The following is a 12,638-nucleotide window of genomic DNA, read 5'->3' as shown; positions in this document are numbered from 1 at the left end:
AACAAAATTATTCAAAAATTCGCTTTATCTTAATATTCTTTCGTTTGGTCGCGAAATAGCATTATTCTGATGAATTAAGCCAACCTCAATTTCACCTTAACCATTCTTTTCCGAAGCTGCTGCGACGACTCCGGCAGAGATCAAAACGCCGCCGCTAATCCAGTTGAAATAACGGTTGGCTCTCGGCTTATTGAGAAACCCTCTCAATCGTGACGCAAATGAGCCATATAGGAAAACACTCACCAGAGTCAGGCCGATGAAAGTCGACCCCAAAACAACTAATTGCAATCCAGTGTCAGCCCTTTGATCGATAAATTGCGGAAAAAAAGCGACAAAAAACATGATCCCCTTAGGATTAAGCGCACTTACCAGGAAAGCCTGAACAAACACATTTCTATTAGAAAACTTTAGACGGCCAGCCATATTTAACTTAAGATTTTTTTCGCTTAGCAAAGTTCTAACGCCCAGATAAATTAAGTAACAAACTCCCAGCCATTTAACAATTTCATAAGCCTTTTGGGAAGTTGCTAACAATGCGCCTATTCCCAATAAAGATAATATCATCACTAATAGATCACCGAGCGCAACGCCCAGCATTAACGGTTTAATGACCTTCTTTCCATGGGTTATGGATTGGCTGATAACCATTAATACAACCGGGCCCGGAATCGATAAAATGATAACTACCGTTAACAAGTAGTAAGTGTAAACCTCTAAATTCATCACACACTCTTCTTCAGGTTAAATAAAATAAATTCGTAGATTCGACGCAACATCATCAATCAAAATAATCATCGTAGGCGCTAAGTAACTCGTCGATGAAACTTATAAACCAGGCAGATTGAGTTTAGCCTATTCTCTCCCTGCCTGATGGTTTCAGCCAATCATTTTCAGGCATCACACGAATGATAGGTAGTTCATCATTAGATTTTGGTAAATGATTGCTGATTTGAATAGCACGCCAATCAATGGTTTGAGCAACCTGAGGTATCGAGTAAATATCTCTGGCATAAGCCCACAAGTTGGGAAAATCTGTTAAGCGTTTCAGCGAACAAAAATGATGAATAAAATAAACAACATCGAATCTAACCAACGCAGGAAATAGCTGCAGATCAGATTCCGTTATTTGCTGCCCTAATAAAAATCTGCGTCCAGCTAATTTTTGTTCCAGCTTTTCCAGTCCGGCAAAAACCAATTCAATAGCCTCATCATAGGCCGCCTGGCTTTGCGCAAATCCAGCCTGATAAACACCGTTGGAAATATGCAGGTAAATAAACTGATTTAGCGTTTCTATTTCTCTAGCAAGATGTTCAGGGCTAAACGAACCAGGCTTAGTAGCGGGGAAACCACTCTCAGGTCGAGTAACGTTCCAGCTTTCTGTTTCAACTCTATCGAGCGCCCGCATAATATTTTGAGAATCATTACTGATTATTTTCTTAGCGACTTTATCCCAAAGCACGGGCACAGTGACACGCCCACTAAATTGATTGTCGCTAACACAATACAGTTGATGCAAATGAACAATTTTTCTCGTTGTTCCCGGGACCTCCCATAATTCACCATAATCCATTGGATATCCCTGAACTCGCCTACCACCAGCGATATGCAACGGAATCAAATCTTGCAAACCTTTTAATGCCCTGACTAACATCGTCCGATGAGACCAGGGACAGCTCCAGGAAGCAATCAGGTGAAAACGCCCCGGTTCATCTGCGATTGATTGAATCATGTTATCAGAAATTGGTTGAGCAATAACGCTATTCGCTCGAACATACTGACCGTTTACAATGGTTTTGTCGACTTCGGACCATTCGCCATTAATTAACATGCCCATCTTTACTTTAACCTTGATATTATTTGACATTGAGTGAGCTTTATCTTAAACATAACCTACTAATAAAAAAGCATTAATAACTCACCAACATGTGAGTTTATTTCACATATAGAAATTCCTGATTTGAGTGATGCTTTCTAATCTGAGCGAGATTATAGGTATGAGAGTATTTTTAGTTCATGAACATTTGTACTGGAGAGCTTTGGTAAAATGAGAGCCCTACCACCGCTCAATTCCCTGAAAGCATTTGAAGCAACCGCGCGACTTAATGGAGTACAAAAAGCCAGCGAAGAACTCCATGTTACTCACGGCGCTGTCAGTCGACATATCAAGCAACTAGAGAGCTGGTTGAATACGTCATTATTTACTCGTAAAGGTCGAACACTTGAGTTAACTGATGCAGGACAACAATACCTCACAACGATTAGTGCCGCGTTTAATATGATTGATGAAGGTACCCGCTTTATCCAGAGTCGCCGACAAGAAAGCCTGGTGAGAGTGACTACAACCCATTCAATTGCAAATAAATGGTTAGTCAAAAAACTGGCTGACTTTTATAAAAAATTCCCACAAATCGAAATTTGGTTAACACTCGAACAAAGGCTAAGTGAACTGTCCCAGTCGAATATTGATCTCGCTATTCGTATGGGTCAGGGGCCATGGCCTGGATTAAATTGCACGCCACTAAAACAAGATCGATTAATTCCTGTTTGCAGTCCAGGACTTATTGAAAAGCAAGGTTCACTTTCTTCTCACCTTCAACTCAAGGAATTCCCTTTACTACATGACCGCGATCCCAATGCACAATGGTCGCGATGGCTCAGAGAAAATAAGATTAAAAATCTAATACTTGATAAAGGCTCAAGATTTGCCAGCGGTGATTTGCTAATTGAAGCAGCAATTGACGGACAAGGCATTGCGTTAATCAGTGAATGGCTGGCAACTGATGCGTTAAATAATCATCAGTTAATACAGCCATTGAAAGAGTTTGTCGATTTAGGTTTTTATTTTTGGTTAGTGACTCCACAGGATCACTTCTCGAACCCATCAGTTAATACGTTTGTAAAGTGGCTTAGATCTGTAGTTTAAGTCTGTGCTTATATCAAAAGCTTTGAGTCTGGGCTTAGTCGGTTAAATAAAATTAATCAACACTCAATTCAACTTTAGTCTTGGCGTAGTTTTCCTGTGGCTTGCCTTTGATAATGACCTGGTTGCGACCAAGATGCTTCGCTCGGTAAAGCGCTTGATCACCACGCTTAATCAACTCAAAAATTTCATCATTATCAAACATAGAAATTCCAATGCTTACAGTCATATTTCCAATTTTTTCGATACTGGTTGAAGCAATTTTTTGTCGAATCCGCTCGCAAACATCAAATGCATTACTCGCATCAAAACTTTCCAGGATCAGTAAAAACTCTTCTCCGCCCCAACGGCATAACATATCGGTTGGTCGTAAGTTTTCCTGAATTAAATTACAAATTGAAACAATCGCGCTGTCACCAACGTCATGACCAAAACGGTCATTCACTTGCTTAAAATGATCTATGTCTAACATTGCAATACTGAAAACTTTCACTGAATCTAAATCCCGTTGACACAATCTCGCTAGCTGCGCTTCACCTGCTCGCCTGTTCCATACACCGGTCAGTACATCAATCTTACTTTGTTTCTCATAAATTTCCGCTTGTTTATTGGTGTGACTAAAACGGCGCAAGAAATAAGCAGCCAGAAATATTGCGATAACAGCGACGATAATTGAAAAGTTTTTAAGCAATTCCTCTCGCTCAGTCGCCAGTGTTGCGATTTCTTTTTCTTTCTCTAAAACGAGCCGTTTATTTTGTTCTTTTAGCGTTGCAGTGTAGCGATCTAAGCGTGATAAGTTAGCGGCAATACGAGAGTCTCCCATTTTTTCGGAATAAACTGACGCTTTTTCTTTCGCAAGATAGGCCGCTTTATAATTGCCGAATACAACTTCTAATTCTGCGAGGAATAAGTAGCTATCTTTCAATTGTTTTAAAAGGTCATACTTCTCACCAATTTCTATTGACTTAACGATACTGCTACGAGACTTTTCTAAAAAACCATTCTTCAATTGTAACCTGGAAATTTCTCGCATGATTTCACTTTGATGATGTTCGAGATCAGTTTTATTCGACTCTTGCAAAGCTTGATCAAGATAACTTAATGCCAGTTCAGGGTTACCTTGCTCTGCTTCAACCTTACCAAGATTTTTATATAAAATTGGTAAACTTGGTTTAAAGTTAACTGATTTCGAATACTCTAAAGACAATAACAAATCTTTGCGGGCTTCGATAAACTCGCCGAGTAAAATTTTCATAAAGCCTCGGTTTTGCATCACGATGGCCATATTCAAAACATCATTACGCGACTTGTGTGATTCTAATGCTTCTTTGAAATAGGGTTTGGCTAACTCGTATTCACCAATCTCAACGTACATTATCGCTAGCGCCGCCTTAATTCTGGCGACATCTTTTTCGTCGGCATCACTCTCAAAACTTGCCAGCGCGAGCAAAAATGAGTCAAGTGCTAGATCATGAGTGCCAGAGCTAGCATAAGCAGCGCCACGATTGTAATACGCTTGCCCCTTCAACCGATCACTTTCCAGTAAGTCTGCTTTTGCTAACAGGAGATCGGTAAGAGTAATGGTTAATGGAATATCGACGCTAATTGCGGTTGCATAACTGGCCTTAACCAGTAATTCAGGTGATAGCTTTGAGTAATCAGTTCGGTCGGCTTTTTTGAGCGCCTCCACCACTTTCGAAGGCTCATTTTGACTATTTTCTAAGATGATACCTTCAAGTTCAGATGCATTTGCCGACGATGCAAATATTAACAGCCCACTACATAAGGCTACGTATAAAACCACAATGTTTTGAGCAAACATCCTGCGAGGCATCAGAAATTACTATCTCTCTTTGGAAATTACTTAATTGAACAAGATTTATCGTTTATTTTTTAAACAAATAATACCAAGATATCCATGCTGCGTCGACATATCAGCCCGCGGTACACCTTCAATTGACGATCCACATCAGGATTCCGATAAGTGGACCAACCACACCAGCCCGCAGGCCAAACCAGTTATCGAAAAATCAAAGGATAAAAGGTAGTAAAACAACCACTCAATAGACAATTGACACTGACTGTTTCTGAAAGTATAGTTCATCCGCGTCAAAACACGCATGCCCAGATGGTGAAATTGGTAGACACGCCAGCTTCAGGTGCTGGTGGCCTTCGGGCCGTGGAGGTTCAAGTCCTCTTCTGGGCACCATTTCATTTCTTGTAGCCTTATTGCGTTAGCTTAATTCTTCCTAGATATTAAACAGATTTGTTTCCATTGATAGTGCAACTAAATATTTTTTGTTTTGGTCCGCTCGTATGATTTATGTTGAAGACTGGAGATAAATCTTTAGACTGTTGATTATTAGTAAGTTGAAAATACTTAGAGTAAGTATGCGGCTAACAAATTATTACTGTTTAACTATCTGTTAAACACTTGAGGGAAATTATGACTATCAGAAAAAAGGAAAATGAAAGTTTTGGAACTTGCCAAGCGGACATCAGGTTGGAGCTAAGTGATTATGCAAAATCTCATGGCTATGAAATTCATCACTTTAAAAACGTAGCGTGCAAATGTGGTGGAAGGTTATTTGACTTGTACATTGATGATGACGAATGTGTGGCGACAAGAATTTGTACTGTCTGTAAAAATGAACATGTAATGCTAGACGGCGAAGAATATCTAGAAGATACAGAGTTTTATCAAGCCGTCTGCACATGTGGATCTCAACCGTTCGAACTTACTGTCGGAGTTAAGTTATATTCCCACGAACATGGATTGTCAGATGATGTTCATTGGCTATTTATTGGCTGCCGTTGTCCGAATTGTAATCTAGTTGGCTGCTATGCAGATTGGAAAAACGAATTTACCGGCTATGAAAAATTACTCAGCAATGCTTAACGTCATATAATTAATCATAAGTAACCAAAGTTCAGAACCCTACTCCATCAGGTCGCAGGGTTCTCACATCAACAACATCAAATCAATTCACTCGTTTATATCCATCACACGCCCATGGTGGTCCCATACCCGGACTATAACATCTCGATACTGTATAACCACTTCCAACAAGTCCTGCCACCGCTTGAGCTTTAGTCGTACCGTAAGAAGTTTTATAAACATAACTTCCAGCAAATGCAGTGGAAGAGATAAAAATCAGAGTTGCAGCGATAGACGCTAACTTAAAGTTCTTTCTCATTATTTGTCCTTTGTTTGAATTAAGAATTAAACGAAACATCGCGATTTAGAATATTTGTTCTAAAGAATTTAATCTCTATAATTTCGCGACGACCAAACACTAACTCAAACACTTATAAAATCAGTATGACTTCAGTGACAAAATGCCATTGAGTTCTATATTTCAATGACACTTTTTAATCTCAACCTGCTTTCTCTAATTAGTTAAACAACTCCAAACCCTCCCCACTTATATAAGCTTCGCTTCCCTTGCTCGATAAAATTAAATATCACTCGTTGATAGACCAAAAAATTATTTAGATTAGTCATTGTGTGATTCAAGTATTTTTACCGCCATCTACACTTCTTCAAGATTAGCTCCACTGGACTTTTAAACTTTCGGTAAATGACTAGCCAAGCTGTCAATTGATGAAATTAATCTATGGAGCCTTCTGGTTTTAAGGTTTAATGCGTATCGTAAATTTGGGGCCGATCATCATAAAAGCGATTTTCATCCACACATGTGGTTCCTTTTACTACTAACCTACTTTCATCGGGCTCATTCCAATCTAATCGACTATAGCCATTATTAAACGTAAAGAGATTATTGCTAACACAATCAGAATGCCTTTTTTCAAATTTAATACACTCTATCGTACAGTTTGAAATTTCATTATTGGTAATATCAACTTTCTTAAAACTACTGTTATTGGAAAAAGGCATGACTACTTTTATGCTTTCAGATTTAGTCATCACTTGGCCAACCCCCATTTTATTACCTTCGATAGTCGCTGATTTTATTAATGGGCCTTCTGTACTGTCTGAAGAAAGGTTTATTGCATTAACATCTGTAAACATAAAAACATTATCTTTAATTGCAATGCCATCAGATTTCGCCAGAACCCCAGACCGCCTGTTAGGCGCAAAAATATTATTTTGAACGATACTATTGGTAGATGAACGATCAACGTTATAGGTAATATACCTTTTTAGCAAGTCACCCACTGTGCACTCTTCAGAATTAGTACAAAATACATTATCTTGCTTTATTTCGTTTGGTATCTCTCCAAATATTACATAATCATTAGCAGTGCCCGACTCTTGATTTACTTTCTTCACCACAGTTTCAATAAGAAATTTGTCTTCGGATAAAAACTGAACTGTATCCCCAACGGCAAACTGATAAGCAGAAATATGAGTCTTGATTCCTTCCGAAGTTGTGTCTAATAATTTTTTAACTCTTATTTCATTAGCGTAGAAATTAGTCGCATCATCAGCCATCCCTTGAAAATATGAATTGGCAAGAATAATTTTTCCTCTATTACTTTGCGCATGAATCCCATCCCCATTTGTCGATAAAAACCAACTCTCTTTTTTAGGTTTAATTTGTAAATTATTAAAAACGAAATCAGTTTTTTCATTTCTTTGTAACATGACAGATAGGCCAGGTGATGCATCCATTGAGATATTATGAAACTCCACATTGCCCCCTCTGGAATCATGCACATAAATAGCATGTCTTTTATCATTCCTTTCAATCATCACAAACCTGTTCCCTATGGTCGCATCAGAACTGAAATTAGCCATATGCTCGTCGTTAACAAGTTCTATTTCAAATTTATTAAAACTCTTTTCCGAAACTTCTTTAACGCTATAATGACTGCGTGTCTTTCTTTTTCTAGTAGGCTGTTTATCATCAAGTAAAAAACCAAACATGATATTATTCAAATCATCTTCAGTCGTTGCAGTGCCCTTATCATCTTCAACAAGCGTGAAATCGTCAGCCCCCATACTTTTTAAGTCAGCGTCTAGCGCTAACTCAAAAGTTCGGTTTGCCTTATTTATAGCAGTGATAGTGCCTTGAATAAATGGAACAGTGTCGTATACGATATTAATATTTTTGATGATAACGTCTTTCGATTCTTCTAAATAAAAAACGCCCGACTGCGCATTTTTAATCACAAAGGTGGTTAAAACTTCTCCTGTAAATGGATCAATCTCTCCCTCTAGTAAAATTTTATTGGCAGTGTTCAATTCTAGACACCATGTGTTAGGTGCACAATTCAACTGATACTCTCCCGCTGTAAACTTTAGAACACCGTATTCGTTTTCTTCATTACTCTTTATAGAGTTAATTTTAGACTGTATAACTGTTCTCGAATCTGTGAACTTAGCAGTTTCAGGCCTCGGCGTGAGGTTGCTTACCCAATAATTTTCTAAGTCATTAAAAGTAATCCCACCGGCTTCATTAATTTCATAAAAGTTACTTTTAACTCCGTGCCTTATGTAGTAATGCCACGCAATATAGTATTGACTTCCGAACCGTTGTTTTAACTTAGGATTGTCATTTAAGTACTCTTTAATCGAAAAATCACTAGTCCCGACTCGCCCCTCTCTTAAACCAGATTTTAACCAATGTTTAGAGGCTTGAAGACAAGTCATATTTGATAAATCCTTATTTATCTGACGGTACTCGTCGCAATTGAAATAAGGTTTTCTGAGAAAGCGAGTTCCGCCTCTTCTTTCTTTAAATCCTGCTCTAGCAAAATGATTAACTCCTACAAGATAGTCGGTAGCGTTAATGTCTTCTACTGCCGAATGAACTCTTATATCGCTGTACATTCTGACATATTCATGAACGTCAAAAGTAAAGCTTGCACGTCGTCCATCAAAAACACCTTCTCTTGCCCAATGGTCTTTCAATTGAGCATCATTCATATCTACCCCATTTATTTTCAAGTCATCATTGAAGTGCTTGTAATCTGATGCATTGAAAACTGTACTTTCTAATGCCCACCGAGTCTTTCTACCCTCTGATTTACCATGATTGTAATAATGAAGCGCAATTTTATAATAGTTTGTGCCGTAAGCTTTTTTCAGGTCACTATGCATAGCGACGTAATCTTTTACATGAAAAAACGGGCTTGATCTTCTTCCTTCGTACACCCCATGTGAAAGCCAATGATTTTTGGCAGCATCACAACTTTTCAAGTTTCTTAAGTCGTAATTATTTCTTTTATCGACGTAATAGTCGCAATCAAATATTAGCGATGATTTTAATTTTTCAGAATTAGAAATTGCTCTTGCATTTTGACTGAATAAAACTGGCAAAACGATTCCTAATAGCCAGACGACTTTTTTCATAAATGACTCCAGATAAGTAGATGTTCGCGAAGCGACAAACAATAAGAAATTACTTTTTCGGCGAGGCTTAATAAAACTGTCAATCAATATACAGCGTTGTTCTTTTTCAAGTCAATAGCTTAAACCCTGGTATACTGTGCTAATTTGTTAAATATCGGGACATTCAATTTTTTATTAGCACCAAGGACATTTCGAAGAAGAAAATTTTAGACGTGGACTTTTTAGTAACTCAATTAAAAAACCATTTAACAGTTCTCAACCCTTTACTCAAATCAAAGCTAGTATTTCACAAAAGTATTCCAGCCTGAGGTATTGTTGATATTTTAAAGTTGACGCTTCCATCACTTTTCATAAAAAGTATAGATTCGATTTATTCAAGAAAAACCAGGTTTACGCGGAAAAAACCGCAAACAAGCTTCTCGGTAATATTTACATTGATGCAATATAGACATTTTTGCTGCAAACACGGGCAAGAAGAAGTTTCACTTCATTGCTACAAGTTGGCAAAAGCACCTGAATTTCAACAAAAAAATCGGCGTTTCTATTACTCACCGATATGTAACTTTTTCCAGCATGTCACTTTGTTATAAAGTGTAAAAATTTTATTTACGGACAACTTTTTTTTTAACCGAGTGTCTAAAGTATCATGGTACTTCAGCTACGTTGACTCTAATCAGTTCAATCGAAGTTGGAATAATGATTTGAGATATATTAACTATTTGAAGGGAGAATCAAATGACTCAAGCACATTTTGCTATTTTTGACCTCAACGCTCCACTAGAAAGAGTGAGGGTTCCACTGGATTTGTGTAACTTGCTAATCGAGCGTTTTTTGGCAGAGGAAAAACCGAGCCTTTACAGCAAAGAAAATACTCAATTTAATATTCTACGCTTGGAGGAAAATGATCCAACTCGCGCTCAAGTTGATGAAGTGTTTTCGGAGTTTGAAATCAATGCAGTTCGCATTCATGAGTTTCAACCTCACCATCAAGCGACACCACATTTTGATAGTGCTTTTAATGGATATAAAACATTGATTATTCGTCTGGACGATAACGGCAAATCTCGCCTGAAGATCGAAGGTGAATTAGTTCCAGAACATCAAGGTCTTGGTTTTAGATTACCGAGCGGCACACTCCATGAAATTATCAACGGCGATCATATTAGATATTCATTAACAATATGGGGAAAACAGAAATTAGGTTAAGAGCCGAAAGCTAGCGCGAAAACACATCATCAAATTTTTGCCGAGCAAATAAGTCGACTGCATAAAACTCAAAATAGCGTTCTTCGGTTTCGCTCATGTTCAGGAGTTCACCATCCTCTCCAGAAAACGCTATGCTTCCATCGAGCTCTATCAGCATTAAGTCGTATTTGATGGTAACTTCATAAACCACTATCTAACGCTACTATCATCCAGGAATCTGTTTTTATTTCCTTTTCTTCCTGGTATTTTACTCACCAAGACGACTAGAATACGAACCTCCTGGAATGCCAGTTCATAATTATTAAATTGAAATATATGGAGCAAAATGAATGAAAAAGATTTTCGTATTATTTATCGTAATTTTATCTACTAATGCTTTAGCTGGAGGGAGAACAAACTGGGCTGTGCCATCCCAAATAGATATTGAACGTGGAAATGGTTTTATGATTTATGGAAGCTTTGGTAACCCTGGAGGTTGCACTCAATCTAACCAAATTTACGTACGAAAAGACCATCCTGAATATGACAAAATTTATTCTGCAGTATTAACGGCCTTTACTGCGAAAAGACATATAAGAGCTTACATCCACAACTGTCAAAACGTTAGCTGGTACTCAGCGACGGCGACTTACAATACACTCAACTTAAATGGAGACTTTAATATTAAGAACTAATGGTTTTCTTAATCAGCTCTCCATCGTAAGCTGCATTAAATATAGCTATATTCAACCCCGATTTATTTTAGAATCGGGGGAAAACTTCCGAAGCGTAATAAAGACTAGCTAGAGAGCTTGCCGCAACTTCACTCATTTTGTGTTTTACGAATCTCTGTTACCATTTCATAACCAATCCCCCAATTATCCGTTTTCACTTCATCAATTACGACGAAAGTGGTCTTTGGCTCTTTATTTAGAACATCAACTAAAAGCTTCGTGGTTCCCTCAATTAACTTTTGTTTTTGCTCACGTGTGACACCTTCATCGGTGACTTTGATATTGACGTATGGCATCGATACTCCTGTTACTAATTGCTACTTTAATTGATAAAAATTAAAAAATTGATGTAATCACTACCCTTTTAAAATTAAACAGAGCAATACATTTTGTTGACAATTTTCCACTCACCGTTCTCTTTCAGGAAACCAAGAAAATCGATATAAAAGTTATCCAGAATAGGACACTCTACTTTGGCCATTGCTTGCTCGCCGATAACTTCTATAGAGAGAATGTTAAATCGGTAAAGTTCTTTTTCCTGTTTCGGTACCGGCCTGCTAGCAACCAGGTCAAGCCATTCTGTTAAACTCCGTCTAAGATTCGGTGCTTTTAGATAAACATCAGAATGAAAAATTGCCCTTAGTTTCTTAACATCAGCTTCGTACAATCCGTCAAAATAGTCCTTCAAAATTGACGTAATGACCTGTGTGTCATCGATGTAGGTGATTTCATTTTGCATAACTGATTTCCTGCTAAGCAGCCGCTTTTGACTGCTGCTCATTAAGAGCAAGTTGATAGCCAGGACGAGATTGAATTGCTTCGATCATTTGTCGACCTTGAGGACCAATTTTAATGTCGACCGGAAAAGCGCCGCCCCAGGATGAATAAACCGCTAACAAAAAATCCGCGGGTGAAGGAGTTTCACCACCCAGGAATGATTGAGTCTGCAGTCGCGCCTCTACCACTTGCCAGAGTGCATTAATCGCCCCCGCTGCGGCCTCCAAAACTGTCTGTTTAGTTTTACTATCAATATTGAGTTGACTCACAAAAAATAATCGACCGTAAGCTGGATGCATGGTTGCGTTGGCAAATAACATGTCACTTAAAGCCGTGGAGCGGTCAATGCCTTCTTTAGGTAACAAAGGATTTGGGTGCTTATCCAGTAAATGAAGCAAAATGGCGGCACCTTCTGTTAGTACTAAGTCGCCATCTTTTAAAACAGGAACGGCGCCAACTGGATTCAACTTTTCAAAATTTTCTGCGTTGGCTCGATCAACGATTTTAACAGTTTGTCCCAATTCATTAAGAATAGCGTGGGTTGCCAGAGCACATGTGCCGGGCGAAAAATAAAGTGTGTACATATTAATAATCTCCTCGTTTTTATCACTTTTAAATAGGCCTTCAAAACCTGGCCTGTTCGTACTAACTGAACTGGAGTAACTATTGTAGGCTTGACACTCTGTTTGATATATGGAAACTT

13 protein-coding genes and 1 tRNA gene are annotated in these 12,638 nt (G+C 38.2%); 5 read left to right on the top strand and 9 right to left on the bottom strand.

The features are described 5' to 3' along the window. Positions 1 to 96 precede the first annotated feature (96 nt). Positions 97 to 723 (bottom strand): LysE family translocator, encoded by a 627-nt coding sequence (locus FLL46_RS04785; RefSeq protein ID WP_142892337.1) that lies wholly within the window; start codon positions 721 to 723, stop codon positions 97 to 99. Positions 724 to 847: 124 nt separating this feature from the next. After that, complete coding sequence (locus tag FLL46_RS04780; protein ID WP_142892336.1) at positions 848 to 1,864, bottom strand: glutathione S-transferase C-terminal domain-containing protein; 1,017 nt, start codon at positions 1,862 to 1,864, stop codon at positions 848 to 850. Positions 1,865 to 2,044: 180 nt separating this feature from the next. Here FLL46_RS04780 and FLL46_RS04775 point away from each other — a divergent pair, with 180 nt between their 5' ends. Beyond that, positions 2,045 to 2,923: a LysR substrate-binding domain-containing protein gene (locus FLL46_RS04775; protein ID WP_142892335.1), complete on the top strand. Its 879-nt coding sequence runs from the start codon at positions 2,045 to 2,047 to the stop codon at positions 2,921 to 2,923. Positions 2,924 to 2,975: 52 nt separating this feature from the next. On the opposite strand, the gene FLL46_RS04770 is transcribed toward FLL46_RS04775, so the two are convergent. Continuing rightward, complete coding sequence (locus FLL46_RS04770; RefSeq protein WP_142892334.1) at positions 2,976 to 4,754, bottom strand: tetratricopeptide repeat-containing diguanylate cyclase; 1,779 nt, start codon at positions 4,752 to 4,754, stop codon at positions 2,976 to 2,978. Positions 4,755 to 5,042: 288 nt separating this feature from the next. On the opposite strand from FLL46_RS04770, the gene FLL46_RS04765 reads away from it, so the two are divergent. Further along, positions 5,043 to 5,129 (top strand) — tRNA-Leu (locus FLL46_RS04765). Between the two features lie 237 nt (positions 5,130 to 5,366). Then, the gene (locus FLL46_RS04760; RefSeq protein ID WP_142892333.1) at positions 5,367 to 5,819 is read left to right on the top strand and encodes a hypothetical protein; all 453 of its coding nucleotides are present in this window, start codon (positions 5,367 to 5,369) and stop codon (positions 5,817 to 5,819) included. Positions 5,820 to 5,901: 82 nt separating this feature from the next. On the opposite strand, the gene FLL46_RS04755 is transcribed toward FLL46_RS04760, so the two are convergent. After that, entirely contained in the window at positions 5,902 to 6,117 is a 216-nt protein-coding gene (locus tag FLL46_RS04755; RefSeq protein WP_142892332.1) for a hypothetical protein, read from the bottom strand. A gap of 443 nt (positions 6,118 to 6,560) precedes the next feature. Then, positions 6,561 to 9,239, bottom strand: coding sequence for a hypothetical protein (locus tag FLL46_RS04750; RefSeq protein ID WP_142892331.1), 2,679 nt, complete (start codon positions 9,237 to 9,239; stop codon positions 6,561 to 6,563). A 735-nt stretch (positions 9,240 to 9,974) separates the two neighbouring features. Here FLL46_RS04750 and FLL46_RS04745 point away from each other — a divergent pair. Continuing rightward, positions 9,975 to 10,445 (top strand): hypothetical protein, encoded by a 471-nt coding sequence (locus FLL46_RS04745; RefSeq protein ID WP_142892330.1) that lies wholly within the window; start codon positions 9,975 to 9,977, stop codon positions 10,443 to 10,445. Positions 10,446 to 10,455: 10 nt separating this feature from the next. Here FLL46_RS04745 and FLL46_RS04740 read toward each other — a convergent pair whose 3' ends face one another. Beyond that, the gene (locus FLL46_RS04740; protein ID WP_142892329.1) at positions 10,456 to 10,635 is read right to left on the bottom strand and encodes a hypothetical protein; all 180 of its coding nucleotides are present in this window, start codon (positions 10,633 to 10,635) and stop codon (positions 10,456 to 10,458) included. Positions 10,636 to 10,774: 139 nt separating this feature from the next. On the opposite strand from FLL46_RS04740, the gene FLL46_RS04735 reads away from it, so the two are divergent. Next, positions 10,775 to 11,119, top strand: a complete 345-nt coding sequence (locus FLL46_RS04735) for a hypothetical protein (RefSeq protein ID WP_142892328.1) — start codon at positions 10,775 to 10,777, stop codon at positions 11,117 to 11,119. A gap of 128 nt (positions 11,120 to 11,247) precedes the next feature. On the opposite strand, the gene FLL46_RS04730 is transcribed toward FLL46_RS04735, so the two are convergent. From FLL46_RS04730 to FLL46_RS04720, 3 genes are all read right to left on the bottom strand, one after another. Continuing rightward, positions 11,248 to 11,454 (bottom strand): tautomerase family protein, encoded by a 207-nt coding sequence (locus FLL46_RS04730; RefSeq protein WP_142892327.1) that lies wholly within the window; start codon positions 11,452 to 11,454, stop codon positions 11,248 to 11,250. A 74-nt stretch (positions 11,455 to 11,528) separates the two neighbouring features. Continuing rightward, positions 11,529 to 11,897 (bottom strand): nuclear transport factor 2 family protein, encoded by a 369-nt coding sequence (locus FLL46_RS04725; RefSeq protein WP_142892326.1) that lies wholly within the window; start codon positions 11,895 to 11,897, stop codon positions 11,529 to 11,531. Between the two features lie 13 nt (positions 11,898 to 11,910). After that, positions 11,911 to 12,519: a glutathione S-transferase family protein gene (locus FLL46_RS04720; RefSeq protein ID WP_142892325.1), complete on the bottom strand. Its 609-nt coding sequence runs from the start codon at positions 12,517 to 12,519 to the stop codon at positions 11,911 to 11,913. Between the last annotated feature and the right edge of the window lie 119 nt (positions 12,520 to 12,638).

The organism is Aliikangiella coralliicola (assembly GCF_007004725.1).
GTDB classification, from domain to species: Bacteria; Pseudomonadota; Gammaproteobacteria; order Enterobacterales; family Kangiellaceae; genus Aliikangiella; species Aliikangiella coralliicola.
This window is presented reverse-complemented; position numbering and strand designations above follow the sequence as displayed.